The organism is Paenibacillus sp. IHBB 3054, assembly GCF_051594305.1.
Classification (GTDB): domain Bacteria; phylum Bacillota; class Bacilli; order Paenibacillales; family Paenibacillaceae; genus Paenibacillus_AQ.
Genome location: NZ_JBOFBG010000034.1, coordinates 42,393 through 60,246 on the forward strand (window position 1 = coordinate 42,393; position 17,854 = coordinate 60,246).

Annotated in this window: 15 protein-coding genes and 1 pseudogene; 4 read left to right on the forward strand and 12 right to left on the reverse strand. The window is 43.6% G+C overall.

What is annotated here, in order from left to right; genetic code table 11:
* The first annotated feature begins 71 nt into the window (after positions 1-71).
* Positions 72-761: an ABC transporter ATP-binding protein gene (locus ACQ76X_RS26815; RefSeq protein WP_438496832.1), complete on the forward strand. Its 690-nt coding sequence runs from the start codon at positions 72-74 to the stop codon at positions 759-761.
* Complete coding sequence (locus ACQ76X_RS26820; RefSeq protein WP_438496834.1) at positions 758-3,316, forward strand: ABC transporter permease; 2,559 nt, start codon at positions 758-760, stop codon at positions 3,314-3,316. Before ACQ76X_RS26815 ends, ACQ76X_RS26820 begins: the two co-directional genes overlap by 4 nt.
* A gap of 104 nt (positions 3,317-3,420) precedes the next feature.
* Here the strand turns inward: ACQ76X_RS26820 and ACQ76X_RS26825 are convergent, their stop codons facing one another.
* The 4 genes and pseudogenes from ACQ76X_RS26825 to ACQ76X_RS26840 form a co-directional block, all read right to left on the reverse strand.
* Entirely contained in the window at positions 3,421-4,125 is a 705-nt protein-coding gene (locus ACQ76X_RS26825; RefSeq protein WP_438496835.1) for a DUF1266 domain-containing protein, read from the reverse strand.
* Between the two features lie 141 nt (positions 4,126-4,266).
* Complete coding sequence (locus ACQ76X_RS26830) at positions 4,267-5,040, reverse strand: hypothetical protein (protein WP_438496836.1); 774 nt, start codon at positions 5,038-5,040, stop codon at positions 4,267-4,269.
* A 539-nt stretch (positions 5,041-5,579) separates the two neighbouring features.
* Positions 5,580-5,762: a recombinase family protein gene (locus ACQ76X_RS26835; RefSeq protein ID WP_438496837.1), complete on the reverse strand. Its 183-nt coding sequence runs from the start codon at positions 5,760-5,762 to the stop codon at positions 5,580-5,582.
* A gap of 645 nt (positions 5,763-6,407) precedes the next feature.
* Positions 6,408-6,536, reverse strand: a pseudogene (locus ACQ76X_RS26840) (HTH domain-containing protein); the annotation flags it as partial.
* A 340-nt stretch (positions 6,537-6,876) separates the two neighbouring features.
* On the opposite strand from ACQ76X_RS26840, the gene ACQ76X_RS26845 reads away from it, so the two are divergent.
* Positions 6,877-7,920: a hypothetical protein gene (locus tag ACQ76X_RS26845; protein ID WP_438496839.1), complete on the forward strand. Its 1,044-nt coding sequence runs from the start codon at positions 6,877-6,879 to the stop codon at positions 7,918-7,920.
* Between the two features lie 518 nt (positions 7,921-8,438).
* Here the strand turns inward: ACQ76X_RS26845 and ACQ76X_RS26850 are convergent.
* Entirely contained in the window at positions 8,439-9,386 is a 948-nt protein-coding gene (locus ACQ76X_RS26850; protein ID WP_438496841.1) for a helix-turn-helix transcriptional regulator, read from the reverse strand.
* Positions 9,387-9,482: 96 nt separating this feature from the next.
* Here ACQ76X_RS26850 and ACQ76X_RS26855 point away from each other — a divergent pair, with 96 nt between their 5' ends.
* The gene (locus ACQ76X_RS26855; protein WP_438496842.1) at positions 9,483-9,974 is read left to right on the forward strand and encodes a GyrI-like domain-containing protein; all 492 of its coding nucleotides are present in this window, start codon (positions 9,483-9,485) and stop codon (positions 9,972-9,974) included.
* A gap of 652 nt (positions 9,975-10,626) precedes the next feature.
* Here ACQ76X_RS26855 and ACQ76X_RS26860 read toward each other — a convergent pair.
* The 7 genes from ACQ76X_RS26860 to ACQ76X_RS26890 all read right to left on the reverse strand — a co-directional run bounded on the left by ACQ76X_RS26860 (position 10,627) and on the right by ACQ76X_RS26890 (position 17,463).
* Complete coding sequence (locus ACQ76X_RS26860) at positions 10,627-11,016, reverse strand: hypothetical protein (protein ID WP_438496843.1); 390 nt, start codon at positions 11,014-11,016, stop codon at positions 10,627-10,629.
* Between the two features lie 94 nt (positions 11,017-11,110).
* Complete coding sequence (locus tag ACQ76X_RS26865) at positions 11,111-11,905, reverse strand: DUF6597 domain-containing transcriptional factor (RefSeq protein WP_438496844.1); 795 nt, start codon at positions 11,903-11,905, stop codon at positions 11,111-11,113.
* A 983-nt stretch (positions 11,906-12,888) separates the two neighbouring features.
* Entirely contained in the window at positions 12,889-13,236 is a 348-nt protein-coding gene (locus ACQ76X_RS26870; protein WP_438496845.1) for a TIGR04076 family protein, read from the reverse strand.
* Between the two features lie 349 nt (positions 13,237-13,585).
* The gene (rlmD, locus tag ACQ76X_RS26875) at positions 13,586-15,172 is read right to left on the reverse strand and encodes a 23S rRNA (uracil(1939)-C(5))-methyltransferase RlmD (RefSeq protein WP_438496847.1); all 1,587 of its coding nucleotides are present in this window, start codon (positions 15,170-15,172) and stop codon (positions 13,586-13,588) included.
* Between the two features lie 93 nt (positions 15,173-15,265).
* Complete coding sequence (locus tag ACQ76X_RS26880; protein WP_038585736.1) at positions 15,266-16,159, reverse strand: diacylglycerol kinase; 894 nt, start codon at positions 16,157-16,159, stop codon at positions 15,266-15,268.
* A 239-nt stretch (positions 16,160-16,398) separates the two neighbouring features.
* Entirely contained in the window at positions 16,399-17,172 is a 774-nt protein-coding gene (locus ACQ76X_RS26885; protein WP_438496849.1) for a sirohydrochlorin chelatase, read from the reverse strand.
* Positions 17,173-17,463: a YerC/YecD family TrpR-related protein gene (locus ACQ76X_RS26890; RefSeq protein WP_019913624.1), complete on the reverse strand. Its 291-nt coding sequence runs from the start codon at positions 17,461-17,463 to the stop codon at positions 17,173-17,175. It lies immediately after the preceding gene.
* Positions 17,464-17,854: the final 391 nt, after the last annotated feature.

Consider the following 17,854-nt stretch of genomic DNA (forward strand, 5'->3'; position numbering starts at 1 on the left):
ACCTGAAAGTCACAGAGATGTAAGATGAAGGTTCTATTATATGGGTAAACCATGAGAAGGAGACTCACATAATGGAGTTCTTAAAAATCGAAAATCTATGCAAGGTCTACGGCAAGGGCGAAAACCAAGTTACCGCGCTTGACCATGTTTCGCTTACCATCGAAAAGGGGGAGTTTACCGCAATCATCGGCTCCTCCGGCTCCGGCAAATCCACATTGCTTCACATCATCGGCGGCGTGGACGTGCCGACAAGCGGAAAGGTGTATTTGGACGGGCAGGATGTATATGCCCAAAGCAATGAGAAACTCGCCATCTTCCGCAGGCGGCAGGTCGGACTGATTTACCAGTTTCACAACCTCATTCCCACTCTGAATGTGGTGGAAAACATCACCTTACCTATACTGATGGACAAGCGGAAGGTCAACGAGGAACGGCTGAATGACTTGTTGGACCTGCTTGGGCTGAAGGACCGGAAAATGCATTTACCCAATCAGCTTTCGGGCGGTCAGCAACAGCGCGTTTCCATAGGACGCGCTTTGATGAATGCCCCGGCGGTCATGCTTGCCGACGAACCCACGGGCAGTTTGGACAGCCGAAATGGACATGAAATTATCAACCTGCTGAAATTAAGCAATCAAAAATATCGGCAGACTCTTCTCATCGTCACGCATGACGAAAATATCGCCCTGCAAGCAGACCGCATTATCGGCATATCAGACGGCAAAGTAGTGCGGGACGAGAGGCAGGTGGCACGGTCATGAACATTTTCAACAAGGTCGCCCTTCAAGGACTGAAAAAGAACCGCACACGAACGCTTGTAACGATTATCGGAGTTGTTCTGTCTGCTGCCATGATTACGGCGGTCGCCACCTTTGGCGTATCCCTGCTGAGCTATATGACAAACGGCGCAATTGCAAAATACGGCGATTGGCATGTCGAGTTTTTGGATGTTGATTCCTCTTTCGTACAGGAACGAACCCACGACGATGGAGTTGCAAGCACCGCAACCTTTGAAAATATCGGTTACGCCGCGCTTGACGGCGGCAAAACCCCGGGCAAGCCGTATCTTTTTCTGGCTGGTTACAGTGAGGAAACCTTGGATGCTCTGCCTGTCACACTGTTTTCCGGCAGGATGCCCGAAAACAGCGGAGAGATTCTTGTTTCGGGGAAAGTCGCAACCGAAGCCGGCGTGAAATTCGCGGTGGGCGACACCGTTTCCCTCACGGTGGGAAGCCGCATGAGCGGCGGCGAAAAGCTCGGTCAGAATGTCCCGTACAATGCCCAGAGCGAAACCTTTATACCTCAGGGTGAGAAAACCTACAAGGTTGTGGGTATTTGTCAAAGACCTCGCTTTGAGGAAAACTCCGCGCCGGGATATACCCTAATCACTAAAACAGATGCCGGGGATAGCACAGATAGCTTCAGCCTGTTTGTCACACTGAAAAACCCGCGCCAGATACATGCTTACATCGACAAAACAGCCGGAGGCCATGCGTATTTTTTAAATGATTATGTGCTGCGTTTCATGGGCCTTTCGGACGATAACATGTTCAACAGGCTTCTGTATGCGGTTGGCGGCATTGTGGTCGCCATCATCATGATAGGCTCGATTTTTCTGATTTACAACTCCTTCAACATCTCTCTGAATGAGCGTACACAGCAGTTTGGTATCCTCATGTCGGTGGGAGCCACGGCAAAGCAGCTACGAAATTCAGTGCTGTTTGAGGGACTTTGCATCGGTGCAGTCGGCATACCGATAGGTATACTGGTCGGCATGGGCGGCATCAAACTCGTAATCGACATTGTCGCCAAGACGTTTGGTAACATCCTCTACACGGATGTCCCATTGACCGTGACGGTATCCATTCCCGCAATTATTGCTGCGGCAGCGGTCAGCATGGTTACGATTCTGATTTCGGCCTATATCCCAGCAAGAAAAGCTGTAAATACGCCTGTGATGGAGTGTATTCGCCAGACGAACGAGGTCAAGGTTGAATCCAAAGCTGTTAAAACTTCAAACCTGGCACAGCACATTTACGGTTTGGAGGGAACCCTTGCACTCAAGAATTTTAAGAGAAACAAGAAGCGCTATCGCAGCATTGTGCTGTCGCTTGTTTTAAGCGTAGTGCTGTTTATATCAGCCAGTGCTTTTGTGACGGATCTGAAGCTGGCGTTAGGTCAGTCGACAGAGGTTACGACCTACGACATCGCCTTTGCCGCACGGGACATGGACGACAGCGAAATGCTGCCGCTATATGACAAGATGAAGACCGCTGATGGCGTCTATGCTAGCTCATATCAGGCACTTGTTACATATTCAGGCACTGCCAAAGCAAGCGATATGACAGACGATTACTGGGAATATGCGCCTTCTTATGCACCGGACGATACCGTTAAACTGCCCATGCAATTTCAGTTCCTTGATGAAAACACCTATCTTAGTATTCTTGCGCAGCTGGGTCTGCCGGCAGAGGAATATACCGGGCAGAATGCGAAGCTGATTTCCGTTGCCAAGATTGAAGAGGCTGGCGAGTATGTGGACGTGTTCAAAAACTCTGCCATGAATTTCACTATCGTGCCCAGGACAGATGACGGGGCGGAGCCGGAACAGGGGAAAAACGTCGGTATTACGTTTGTCGATACCGCGCCGCCCGATACACTCCCGATTCTGGATGCCACGGAGCCGACGCCGATCTTTTTCTATGTGATGGCTCCCTATTCGCTCAAAGAGCAGTATGTAACACCTGACACGCATGTGGATATGAAGGGCATGACCTTTCAGTCAGAGAGCCCCACGCAGTCGGCAGATGAAATGGAAACAATGATCGAGGGCGCGGGGATCACAGCTGCGTACAATATGTACAATATGAACAGACTGATGGATGAGAGCCGTAATTATATCTTCATTGCCAACGTGTTTGCCTATACTTTTATCATTATGATTTCGCTGATTGCAATTGCCAATGTGTTCAACACCATTTCCACGAACATCAAGCTGCGTCGGCGGGAGCTTGCCATGCTTCGCTCGGTGGGAATGTCGGAACACGATTTCCAGAAGATGATGAATTTCGAGTGTGCCTTTTATGGCATGAGGGCGCTGCTCGTCGGGCTTCCCGTAGCGGTGATTTTCTCTTGGCTGATTTACAAAGGAATGTTCATAGGCGGAGCGGACGGTATCGTTTTTGTGCTGCCTTGGGCCAGCATCGGAATCAGCGTGTTCAGCGTTCTCTTTATTGTGTTTGTTACAATGCTGTATGCCATTAGCAAGATCAAAAAGGAAAATATTATTGATGCGCTTCGGGATGATATGACTTGATTCAAAAGCGGTATTAAAGTTGTACGAATAAAACGCCCTTTTGGCTTTAATGCGTTGGAGATACGTTCAAGAATCGCCAAAGGGGTGTATTTTATTCCCTTCACTTAGACACTCAGCTGCTGCTTTAACTCTTGAATGGCCTTGGTTAAATTATCGAGGTCAGGTTTATATAATTCCAATGTTTCTTTCTTACTTAGTGTTAATGTTTTGGCTTTACTTAATCCAAGGCGGTTCAGATTGGGTCCGATCTCAAGAATCGTAACGCCATTGCCTGTAATAGTATATTTTGTAATCCGCTTGGTACCCATTTCAAATCCGATGTAATCATTTGCACCAAGAATAAAACGATCTTCATTAGGAGTTAACAACTGTTTACCCAAAATTGCGCTGAATAAGAAGGTTTGCCAATCTCCGAACATGCTCTCTGCTGCAGAGCCATAATAGTCGCAAAGTTCTGATGCTTCTTGCTCAGTGATAATGTCAGAAACAGCAGCACCCGCAATTATACTAATCGCTCGTGAGTAGTTAAAGGCAGACCAAGATAACCCCTTCGTATACGCTAGCCAATCCTTATTGTGGTGAAACAAACTAGCAATCTCTTGTAATAAACTTGCGGAATCTTCTTCGAAATAATCTGCGGTGGCTACTATCAATTTCTCAATCACGAAAGTTTCGTCGTTATACGCCGCAGTCGTGTCCTTGAACCACGTTGTAAACGGTGTACGGTCGATAGTCTCGGAGATAATACCAAGCGCCTGTATCCACGTTCTAGTCGCGCTTGTGACATCATGTAAGGTTTCATTAGACATCCGCTAACCACCAATCGAAAAATTGTTAGGATTGGCTCTTATTGCACGAAGTGTTGCCTGTAGAGCTTCTTCTTTGTACTCGTCCTTTATACAGACAACTTCCCTTCTCATTTTTTCATTGTTATATATCACGTAATATCACTATCTTGTTTTTGACGTCACTGTTGATATATTCTCTTGAGAAAATTCATACCACGTTACATCCCTTTTAGCATCTTCTTCTTTAACAAAAGCTTTATATGAATCTTTAGTAACTAGTTTATTATTGATGTAGTATGCTGTGGCGAATGTAGTGGATGATTCATCAGTAGCACTTGATTCATGATAAGCTAATTTGTCAGTTTCACAGGAATTGGTTTGGAATCTTAATTTTCCATATCCGTTGTAAGTTAACCCGCCGCTTAACCATCTAAATGTTCCGTCAGTTTTAAGACCACTTAACTGGTCGTTTCCAAAAAAGTAGCCATAGACTTCACCATTCATATAATGCAGGACTTCAACAAAATTTGGATTCTCATCTACTGTTAATCCAAGAACAACTTCAGGTATTTTGTCACCATCCATATCAAGCACGGCAAAGTGATTTATTTTAGATGTAGTTCCATAAATCTCGTTATTAGTTAAAAAATCATTCAAATATACCTTTTTCTTAGTTTCTATGCTGTAAAATTCAATCTTATTTTGCAATACTATCTTATATGCTTCCATTGCTAAACTCTTATTGTTCTCAGGTTTACTTTCAGAAGGAGTAATATGGGCAGAAGAAGTAATTGTTGGAACACTGGTGTCAGAAATTTTATTACTACTTGAGCTACTGTCATTATTTAGGTTTAAACTGCTTTTATTGGTGGAACACGCAGTTATTGAAATACTTAACAGAAACATAAGAAGCACACACTTAATTTGTGATTTCATTTAATCTCTCCTCAACTATTTGCTTCTGTCGCACTTCATATTACATTCCGTCATTTATATATGCTACAAGCGGGTGAAGAATAAGAATGTTCAAGTCTTCTTTTCCGAAATGTTCAGTGCAAGTATACTTAAAACCATTACCCCAATACGAATGATATAACCCGACATGTCTTAGGGGAACGTCGGGCTTCTTGCGTACCTTCCTCCGAAAGGTTATTTCAGTATAGCGGGAAATGGGCGATATTGGAACCTGACATTTCGGGAAATTATGCGTAAATTGTAGACGCCTTTTTGACGGCAAATATACCCCCATTCCCCCGGTGGGGGGCTTCACTCGGTTTTGAATTATAAGTTACAAAACAATAGACAAAAGAAAAGACGCCGATCAATACCTTACGGTTATCTCGACGCCATCTATTGGAAGTTAGGAACAACGATGTGGGCGCCATTCCTTTATCTATATGTCACTTAATCTGTCGTGTTTGTGACGTTTTTCCTTCTATTTATTTCACGGTATAATGAACCCTTCGTAACGCTAGTTAGTTCTTCGATCTCGGAAACGCTATGCTTCTTTCCTTCGTATAGCTTAATCGCCTTATCAAGCTTCTTGGCGTCGGTCTTAGGGCGACCGCCGTTCCTTCCCGCGCTCTGGCGGCTTGTAAGCCCGCTATGGTACGTTCCCGGATAATGTCCCGTTTGAACTCTGCGAATACCGCCATCATCCCGAATAACGCTTTCCCTGCGGCGGTGCTTGTGTCGATCGTTCAAGAACTCATGAAAAAACGGTGCAAACACAAGAGTAACGGCAAAGAAAGCCTATTCTCATATAACGAGGGAATTGAAACGGCTTGAAAAGCAACTTAGCGAGACAAACGCCCGCTTCGATAGCTTACTAAGCTTACACGTTGACGGGGTAATAACAACAGAGCAGTTTAAGCTACAGAATAATCGTATTACCCAACAGCAAGAAGACCTTGCGAACAAAAAGGCAGAGCTAATATTGGCGTTGGAATCGAAACAGGATTTCGACCAACAGATACACGCATTCAAAAAAAGAAGTAGGACGTTTCATTACGCTCGACTTCGACGACGAGCAAGTAATGAAACAAGTCCTACAACGGTTAATCAACAAAATCGAAGTGTTTGAAGGTGAAAGGATTAAGATTCACTATAACCTTTCCAATCCTTACGCCACCAACTAAGGTACAGTCTATTCGGCTGTATCCTTTCTTTCAAGTCTTACTGTAACCTCCACATGTAAGGGCTGCGTAAAATAGACATCTATCGATGTGGCAGTATTCGCTTAAATTGGCCCTATCAATCATAGCAAGAAAGAATATATTAACTACAATTTTCAATACCAACAGCCCTGTGTCGAATATGATAGGGAAGCCACTGGCACATAGTTCATCAATATACCGAGAAACTGTTCTTATATTTATCTCTAGCTTTTCCGATATTTACTTCGCAGTCAATTTCTCTCCCGAATTCAACATCCATAATATTGTTGGCACATTACCATTTTTGGCATAACATAACCCTCACCTTGTATTGCCACTCTACCTAAATTCTAACAAACACTTGAAGTGTTTGCTAATCCACTGTATTCCTTAATTTTGAGCCTGCTTAACGACGTAAGATCGGTCATATTATGAATAAGCATGGATTAGTATTCAATTAAACCGTCGCGCAATATGTACTTTCAACAAGAGTTTTTAAGTAGGATAAGCATTGAATAAACGCGATCGAAGGCGGATAATGAGAAATATGAGTTTGCCAAAACATTACTTTTTATTAAAAGTGCTTGATATAAAAATATGATGGGGGCGTTATTATATGGGCGTTTCAAGTGATAAAAATGAAGATACTAATGGAGAAATATTTTTTTTGAATACTAATTTTGAAATAGACATCAATAATCTATACGATGAAAATTCCTGGTATTCCAGTTTGAAAGATCGAGATGAGGAAATTGAAGGAATAAAGAGTTTGATCATTGAAGAATTTAATATAATTATGGAAAATACTAAAAAATCACTTAATGACTATAATAAGAACGAAAAATTTGATTTAAGTTTAACTTTTTTGAAAGATATGCATTTTGTAGCTTGTACTTCTAATTCGGAGATAAAATTAAGTGAAGGTCTTATAATACACTACTATAATTTTTTTAAAGGCTTTTTAAAAGCACACCACAATTCATATGATTTCGATGATGGTATTGTAGAAATGATACCTATTAAGTTTATTTTATATCATGAAATAGGACATGTTGTTCATGGTCATATAAAATTGCTTGAAAACCGTAAAACTAATAATGAAGCTATATCAACATTAGATCAAAAATCTTTTGAATATGATGCCGATGCTTTTGCTTTAAGCAGAATTTATGATGAGTATAATGGCGTTATCAAAAATTCAATAGATAACTGTAATAATAGTGAAGAATTCAAAAAAGGATTTGAATTGATGCTACTAGTACTTATTTTTGAAAAAGTTATATTAGGAATAGTGATAGCTTTTTTTATAATAAGAAAGCCAGATGATTTTAATAAGTTCGATACAAAAAAACATCCTCCTACATTTTACAGAGAAGTCCTAGCTATTGAATCATTAAAAAGTTTGTTGGCATCAAAAATTAATGTTCAAAAAATTTTCGTTGACTGTGAATTAACATTAACTAAGTATGTAGGATATGACGATTCTATTATGCAAAAATTTGTAGCTGATATATTAGACAATATCGTTCATGTAGACGATATTGTTAAAAATTGGAATGAAAGAGTTAAATATGAAGTAAAAAAGTACTCTCGATTTCCGGTTGAAGGTATTGATTTTGTCTTCGAAGATGGGAAGCCAGTTTTAAAGGGTACTTTCTAAAGCTTTATTTCGATAGTAAGACAGGTATATTAGCTATGTTCATGTTAATAATAGAACCATCACGCTCCCTATTTTGCCCCGCCGATATGGTTGGGGCTTTCTTTGTGCGTATAGAAGATATTCGCAAAAATTCCAGACGGGTATGACAAGCCTTAACATCGGCACAGAAGCAATAATTTGTTCATCAGGCACTGGGTGGGGGATACAACAAAGGACGACTATCAATAGCCGCCCCAACTAAACTTATGGACAAAAAAAAAGAAGCGGGATTTCTCCCGCTCCGTTGCTGTATACGCCAATACATCTCAACTATTAGTCTTTCCTGACCAACAGTGAACAGCACTCCACATGTATTGAGTAAGCAGAGTCAACATATTAAATAAAAAGTAGTTAGTGAACGTTTAGTAACGAACTCGACTTCTATCACAAACACAATTTTTTAGAAACCATCGGTTGTATATTGAACCGAACTATATATAGGAGGGAGAAGGGCTTGTTTTCTTCCTCCAGACACCGATTTATTGTTCTTCGTATTTTGCCAATATTCTTCGAATATAGTTTTGAAAAGCTTCCCGAACACCGGAAGGCTCTATGATTTCGCATTTATCCCCAAACCTCAAAAGTACATCATAACCGGATTCATTATTGATAATTGGAAATGTAGCCAGACAGCTATTCCCTTCTACACTAGTAATGTTCTCCTCGCCGTATCTTTCAATCACTTTATCCTTTATAGATAAGGCAATTCGGATCGTGACTGGAACCCATTCCCGGCTCATCCAATCTGATCCATCCATTGCAAGGGGTGAAAAGTCGCGGGGCACAAACGTTTCTGGCAACACATAAAGCTTGCTTATCCGGGTCAATTTAAATATTCGGTAATCCTCTTTTAAGGTGCAGAAAGCTTGCAAATACCAACTGCTTTCTTTAAAAACAACTTGATATGGCTCTATTTTTCTAGAGGTAACATTCCCGTCTTTATCGATATAATCAAAAGCCATATATCGCTCTTCATTGATGCCGGTTTCTACGCTGCTTAAAAGAGAACGCAGGGAATGATTTCCTTGATTTAAGGATAAATCGATAGCAAATCTGCTTTCTTTTTCCGATTGTCTGCTTTCTTTTTCCGATTGTCTGCCTTCTTGGCCTATATTGCTTAGCTTTTCCAGAACATGAACGATTTCTTTATGATCGTATAACTGCCTATAGCTTCCCAGACTCGTTAGTAGAGTTTGAATTTCCTTGGGCGTGAACAGTTTTTTATCGATTTTATATGACTTCATTAAACCGACCCCACCTGAAACTCCTTGAGTGGTAAAAATTGGCAATCCCGCCATCGTTAGCGTATCGATATCTCTATAGATGGTTCTGCTGCTGACCTCAAGCTTTTTGGCAAGTGCTCCGGCATTCATAACCTCGTTCTCCATAAGAATCATGATCATGGCAATCAGACGATCGATTTTCATAAAGTCACCTCAACTCTAAGTATGCCATACTGTTGTCATATATAGAATGCTATGTTATTTATGTATCAACAAAAAAATATGCAGGAGGAAATTGAAATGAGTAACTTTAGAGTTGAAAGAAAAGAAAGCTTCCGTTTGGTTGGTTATAAAACGGTTTTAGAGGGATCGAGCAACGCACATTCTCCTCAATTCACCAAACAAAAAACGACATTTTTCATTGGAGCCATTGAAAATGGGCAAATGGCGCTCCTTCGTCCACTTGCTGAAGGTTCGTATGACTATGCCGCGATAGCTGTGGAAAAAGGGAATGTCTTCTATTATGCGGGAGTCAAAACCTCGCAGCCTGCATTGGATCAAACAGAAGAGGTTCTGTTTCCGGAAAGCGATTATCTAGTCCTTACAGGAAACGGCGGATTGTCGCGTTTAGCCTTTGACAGGTTGGAGGATCAGGCATTTAACGATCTGTTAAATGAAGATTATGAATGGATCTATACAGGTGCTCCTATTGCTGAAATTCTGCTAAATGGAAATCCGTCCGATGCCCAGGTTGAAGTATGGGTACCCGTAAAGAAACGAAATGACCGTTAAAGAGTTGCTTTGTCTTTAATTCTTCAGGAATAAAACCAAGCCCACCGAAAAAATAGACAAGCCAGCATGATCAGTATGGAGTTCTAGGGCAACTTAACCCTCCGTTTACCACTATTTGTGATACGGTTCCCCGCACCATTTATAGAGTGAAATTTAAGGGCACCCTTTAGGGTGCCCTTGTGATTGCGGATAGGGGTTCAGCGCAGAGAGGGGAATCGAACCCCTGTCCGAAGATAACGCAACATAAGCTTCTACGGGTGTAGTCACAGTTTTGATGTCACCCTAATATCGCCCCGTAACCGGCTATACTTTGGGTCAGCCTGATTGTCTCCTTCATCACACCTCAGGCGGAGATGTGACAGCCTATCCCTGGTAGGAGCACGGTAACAGGTTATTAAGTATGTAAATAGCCAACTAATTGTCCGCAGCCGAATAATAGAGATTTCTCTGTTATAGAAAAGCTATCTTCAATATGTTGAAGCATTTGGGCTTGAATAAGCACATCTGAAGATATACTCTCGTCTGCTAAATATTACAGCTGCTTGCACCTATGACTCATCTGAATAAACAAAGCCTACCTCTATCAACTAAATAGTCGAATGCTATTTCGGACGTTGCTAAACCGTAAAGACAACGTACACGGTTCCTGCCCTCACGAACCGATGTGCACAATCGCCGTCACAAAGAGGAAGAGGAAAACAGCCATGGATGCGTTAATGACTTCGAACAGCGCAAGTGGCTTAGACATTTTAGTCGGAGATTTTGGAAAGATACCCGCTAAGTCGATAATGTACACGATAAAGTATGAAACAGCGATGATTTGCGTGATTAAAATGGCATGTGGATGTGATATCAACAAGAGATAGCACGCGATAAACGACGTAATTCCAAGCAAGATAAGAAACAGATTAAACCCCCAGAATACACCTCCTTTTAATTTTGAGAAATCTCTATTCTCAATCGGTCCTCCCGGAACCAATATCGCCAATAATGTTACATTTAAAAACACTAGTAAACTTGCCATGATCATAATAACCTGCATCGTTATCTCTTCCTCTCATTTGTTAGTGTCTCAAGATTAACAGGAAGGATAAAACATGTATTGTAAAAAATCAGCATCTATGATCAGGTATTTATCACTTCTGACCATGCCATACATAACTAAAGGTTAATTCATGTGGCAGTTTCTCTAACTCTTTGACGGTTTTGCCTGCAAATTTTTTGGATGTTTTGATGAGGTGGGACTGATCATAGTAACGATACTGCATATCCTTCCTCAATCCTTCATCCTCAACATGTTTTCTGAACTTCACAATATCTCCATAGGCCTTTGGGGTCAGTCCGATCTGTTTTTTAAAAAAGCGCTCCAACGTACTTACTGAAATACCAAAAAATTTTGCCATACTCACAATTTTCAAGTTTTCATATTCTCGTTCTACATAAGTAAGCATTTTTTCTATGCGGCCAGTATCCTTCTTATTCAACGCCATTTTATGCAGCAAATAATGATTGATTGCTGTGATATGTTGCTCCACATCTTTAGATTTCCTCATCATTCGGTATAGTTCATCTAGATCAGGGTCCACATCGATGCCTTGTACGATTCGCTCTGCCAATTCGAGGCTGGGCACATGAAACAATTGTATAAACCCTAACGGAGTTAATGAAATCCCGATTTGATACAGCTGTTGTCCGTATCGAACATATTTCACGCTTTTCATTTGACCAATCACAACCGTATTGGGGATCACCATTTCCTGTTCTTCTCCCACCTGCCTATAGGCAGACCCATAATTGAAAACGATATTGATATACCCCAGCGGCATAATAATATCTTCTCTGTTGTCATCAGCGAGAAAGTCGAAGTCTACGACCCAAATATAGCCCACTATCTTATGTAAGGCATTTATAGGTTCAAAAGTTCGAATCATCGTATGCATCTCCTTCTAGAAAACTGGTGATTATCCACTTTTTGTCCACGTTTCCCTTGAACTCGAATTCCATAGGTCATTTCAAGGGGAAGAAATGTGTCTCGATAAAACCCGCCATTAATTTTCTAGTTTATTGTAAACACAATATCAACATCCAAACAGATTTTCAATTCTCAATAAATTTGATGTCTATAATTCTGAGTGTAACAAAAGCCCTAACCGCATGAGGCCAGGCTTTCCAAGGTGGAGGCGAGGGGAATGTTCATATCTCCATCTTACCTGCTTACGAAGCTATTCTCCGCCGACAATATTAGAGGTTGGATATAAACGCCGTGTTCTCTACACTTCACTCCAATTCGCGCGGACAACACAGGGTTCGACCCCTCGAGATTCCACTCAACGCAAAAAGGACACCTCTGAGGTGTCCTTTATCATGATGGTGGAGGCGAGGGAATTTGAACTCCCCTTAGTCCACTATAATCAATTCTTTACATGTGTCGAGACAATATCAAAACTTACGTCATCTTTCCATACAGAACATTCAAAATTCTGGGTTTAGGTGTTCCCCATTATTTGTCAACACGAAGTGTTGACACTACCGCCTCAACATGTGTAGATGCTGTGATTCGGATTTCCCAAAAGCGTGGTATGGCCTTGGCGGAAGCATTAGATTCAACCGATGCTTAAATAAATCAACATCTTATTACTGGTGGTTTTTTAAAGATAGCCCAACAAAAAAAAGGCTGCGATTTTCAATTACGAAGAACGTAGCCGCTAAAATTTTTATTGCCTATGGGCAATTTATTTTCAAAATTTCACTTCGGATGCCTCTGGATTTCTGCTTTTAATTTTAAAATGTTAAGTATGCCTGTTATGTTCGCATTATGCCAATAAGGTATACCTAAGTCAGCCCAATAAACTGGAATTTTCCTTTTAGTTAATCATTTCGACTTATCTCCAAACTGAACATAATAAAATCTAAACTAATCGAAAAACTTCCCCTTATAAAAATTCTCATTACCAAGTTTTTTCGCCGTCAGTTTAAACATAACGCAACCATCTGGACATACAATATCCTTGCTATATTTGCTATTACCACCGATGTTCTCTAAATCTCCACCACTTCTGACAGCCTCCATGATTGGAAACATTATCATCATTACTTTGGAGCAAATACCCTGTCCATCCGCATTTACAGGACAGCCATAGGTACAGGTATACTTATCTCCAATTTCCTCGCCGTTTCGGCAATATCGCTCTGTGTGTTCACTACGAAGAAATCCTATTACCTCAGTTTCCCATTCATACTCCTCATCATACCATTTTTTCATGATTAACCTCCAACTTTCATCTAACACTTTTATATCATAGTACCAGAACAATTATTATTATAAAGAAATAGAGAAATTACTGCTTGATTTTACTTGCTATTATTTTGTTTTTCTCAATATCACACGCTATGAAATGTCTTAAGTTTTCTTTTTTCTTCTTTAAGTATTTCCATTTGATCACCTCATCACTAACTCAAAATACAATAAATGTATTAACCTCTGTTATATCAAAAATACCCTATGTCATCTATATTTCCCCCTAAAAACCAGGGCAAAAATCGGGCATTTTTAATGCCTAATTTTTGCCCATTTTTGTTTTCAAACCACAACATCTTGTAGTCTCAGTGGTTTATTTATCGTTTTGACCACAACGTGTCATCAGAATCACTGTTTCAACATGCACCGTATGCGGGAACATATCCACCGGAGTTACCTCCACTGTTCTGTACCCGCCATCCTCCAATACCCGCAAATCCCTCGCCAGTGTCGATGGATTACAAGACACATACACCACCCGCTCCGGCTTCATCGCCAGAATCGTATCCAACAGGCGCGGGTCGCAGCCTTTACGCGGCGGATCAACGACGATGACGTCCGGCGTGACGCCCTGCTCTTTCCAGTTCGGGATCACGTCCTCTGAGGCACCTACCTCGAACACTACGTTGTTCATATTGTTAAGCCGTGCGTTCGCACGCGCGTCCTCAATAGCTTCACGCACAATCTCTACGCCGTATACCTTAGCCGCATGCTGCGCCAGGAACAACGAGATTGTCCCGATACCGCAATAGGCATCGATTACAGTCTCCTTGCCTGTCAGACCGGCATATTCTACGGTTTTACTGTACAGCACCTCAGTCTGTGCTGGATTCACCTGATAGAACGAACGGGCGGAGATGGCGAACTGCACATCGCCGATGTAATCGTAGATGACGTCGGTGCCCCATAAGACACGGGTCTCATCTCCGAAAATGACATTTGTCTTCTGCGTATTAATGTTCTGGCAGATGCTTGCCACATCCGGCAGCTGTTCGCGGATGCTGCCGAGCCAGGCGTCCAGATGCGGGATGTCGCGGCCGTTCGTGACCAGTACCAGCATCATCTGCCCGGTGCGGAAGGCTTTCTTGACAACGACGTGGCGCAGCAGTCCGCGTCCGGTCTCTTCGTTGTAGGCGGAGATGCCCAGTTCTCTGCCTATGCGTTTCACTGCGGCAACGACGTTGTCGTTATGCTCATGCTGGATCAGACAGGTCTCCATGTCGACGATCCGGTGGCTGCCGCGGGCATAGAATCCGCCGACAAGGCCGCCTTCGGTGACGCCGATCGGCACCTGGGCCTTGTTGCGGTAACGCCAAGGCTCGTCCATGCCCAAGGTTGGCCGGACGATAATACCGTCAGCCGGGCCACCCGCAGCACCTGCACTGGCCACACTCCCGCCCTCAGCTGCCGCACTTTCTGCCCCGGCAGTCAGATCCGCCGGTTCAACGGCTTCCTTTGCGCCAGCGCTCCCAGCACCTGCGCCTCTGCCCGGCGCACCCGCCACCTGCAGCTTCCCGATCCGCTGCAGGTTGTCCACCACCAGCTGGCGTTTCCACGCCAGCTGGGCGGTGTAATCCATATGCTGCAGCTGACAGCCGCCGCATTGGTCATAGATGGCGCAGGGCGGCGCGATGCGGTCGCTGCTGGCCTGCACGAGCTCCAGAAGCTTGGCGTAGCCATACTGCTTCTTCGTTTTTAGCACCTTCGCCCGGACCTTCTCACCGGGGAGAGCGCCCTGCACAAATAGGGTAAAGCCCTCTACGCGGCCTACCCCTTCGCCTTCATGGGTCATGCCGATGATATCGAGCATAACCTCGTCATTCTTATTCACTGGCAGTCCGGCGACAGGCGCCGTGCCTTCCCGGCGGCTTGCGCTGCGTCCACTGCGGTGTTTACTCATATCTATAGGTTCACTTCTTTCATTATCTTCGCTTTTGCAATAAAAGTGCAGGCTAGCCTTACAGCCACCTGCACTTCGCTTCATCTAACTGCCTCAAGGCTTCTGCGCAAAAATCCGCAAATGCTGCGGCAGGATCTGGAACTTACCTGGCAAAGTGCCGCCGAGTTCACCATCCAGATTGAGCTGGACATAACCCGGGGAAGTGACTTCCATGGCATCGGTACGGAAATAAACAACCTTCTTATCCTGCAAATGCTCACCGCGGATCGCCAAAGTAACGAGACGGATGAACTCTGCAAGGTTGCATTTCTTAACAGCAATGACATCGAACAGTCCATCGTCAATGCTTGCATCCGGGGCAAGCTTCTCAAAGCCGCCTACCGAATTGGTGTTGGCGATCAGGAACAGCATGAATTCGTCATGAATCAGCTCCTGGCCATTGGCACGGATGTATAGCTCCTGCGGAGAGAGACTGGCCATTTTCTCAATACCCTTCAGGTAATAAGCAAGCTGGCCCATCATCGTCTTAAGTCTGCTTGGAACCTCGTATGTCAGCTCGGTCAGGCTGCCGCCGCCGGCTATATTAATGAAGTAACGGTCATTGGCTTTGCCGAGGTCAATCAGGCGCGACTCCTGGCGAAGAATCAGATCGCAGGAATCCTCCCAGTTCTTCGGAATACCCATAGCCCGGGCAAAATCATTGGTTGTACCCAGCGGCAATACGCCAAGCGGGGGAAGATTCGGTCTCTCCGCCATGCCGTTGATTACCTCATTTAATGTGCCGTCGCCGCCGGCCGCTATGATCAGATCATAAGTTCCGCGTTCGACCGCATCAATTGTGGCTGCCGTAGCATCGCCCTCACCGGTTGTTGCGTGACATGAGGTTTCGATGCCGCCAATATCCAGCCGGTCCAAAATGTCGGCGAGCCGCTTTTTCATTTCTTCCCGTCCAGAAGTGGGATTATAAATCAGTCTCGCAGTTTTCATTACCGGAACGCCACCTGTTTTTATAATAGATAACCTTACTGATTATACCCAATTCTGCACCCCACAAGCAATGCCAGAGCCTGAGGAAGAATATATTTTACTTATTGCAATGACATCAAATCAGCAGCAGCAGCAGAAAAGTATAAATATATGTATGCGGCAGCCACCGAAAAAAACACAATGGAAACGCGATCTTTTCAAAGTTAGCGGCTTTAGCGGCTACATCAGTCCGATGATATTTATGCCTGCGCCCGCAGCTTAACCAGCATCGTATTTACCTGCTCTTCAATCCAGTGCGGCAGCAGCGGATGAGGCAGCAGTGTCCGTCCCGAATAAGCATACTTTAATCCCTGAAGTCTCTCCGGAATGACTACCTTGGTGAAATAGCCTTCACTTAAAAAGAGCGGAGCCACCAGTACATCATAGCCCTGCTCCTGCCAATATTCCGTCCGGCTTCTGATACTGTCCGGGTTCAGCAGGCCGTAATCGGCCGCCGCCACTCCGCTCACAGTGCGCACACGTTCCGCCAGTGAGGAAATGCCCTGCTCCCAGCGCTGGCGGAAGCCGTCATGTTTGCTGCCGTGTCCCACGAGCAGAATCGTCTCCCGCTGCGGGTTAGCGGACAGCTCACGGACCTTGTCCCAGATCATGACCGCAATATCCGGATCATCATCGACGGGGTAGCCGAAATGGATACGTGCATTAACCGTAAAGCGTTCAAGATCCGTTTCACGTTCAGGGGCAGCCTTGGCGCCGAGCGCATACTCTATTTCATCAATATGCGTACTTCCCGAAGACACAAACAAGGGGATCACAATAATATCTGTGACCCCTGCATGTTCCAATTCATTTATACCATCCTGTATCAGACAGCCCTCTACCAGCTCCAAAAAAGAAACCGCCACAGGCAGCTCCTTCTCCAGTGATAAATGGCCGACGGCTTCTTCAACAATAGAAACCCATGTCTTGTCCCGTGAGCCGTGACTAATAATGAGTACGCCCGGCTTCATCAATTATCGTCCCAGACGTTCCAGTGTAAGCTTATACCCGTCATTGCCGTAATTCAGGCAGCGTTTCACACGGGAAATGGTCGCCGTGCTTGCGCCAGTCTCTGCTTCAATCTGATTATAAGTAGAGCCTTTGCCCAGCATCCGCGCAACTTCCAGACGCTGTGAGAGCGATTGGATTTCGTTTACTGTGCAAAGATCATCAAAGAAAACATAACATTCTTCCATATTTTTCAATGTTAAAATAGCCTCAAATAATTGGTCAATACTTTTATCGTTTAGCTTCTTAAGCTGCATCGTAGATCATCCCCTAAAAGTTTGGTCAGCATTAGCATCATTGAATAAGCACCGTACAAAACTGACATTAAATACATAATTTAATATGACTATCTTGCCTCTACTATATTGTACTGGAGCAGTTTTTTCAAGCATTAACGGTTTCACGCTGTAAAGAACGAAAATCATGGACAAACGTCCACCCCAGGCGCACACAATTTATGTACTCGACAGTCTTCCTTCAAAATTCTTATAGGATTACCGCCTTAATTATAGTACTACATAAGCACCGAAAATCAAGCATAGACACGGTTTCTTCACTTCCCGTCCCTCCTTGTAGGCATTCGCCCTTTTCCGCTGCTATCCCGGTAACCCGGGCATTCGTCTATACCTTATGTTCGCCCATGACATA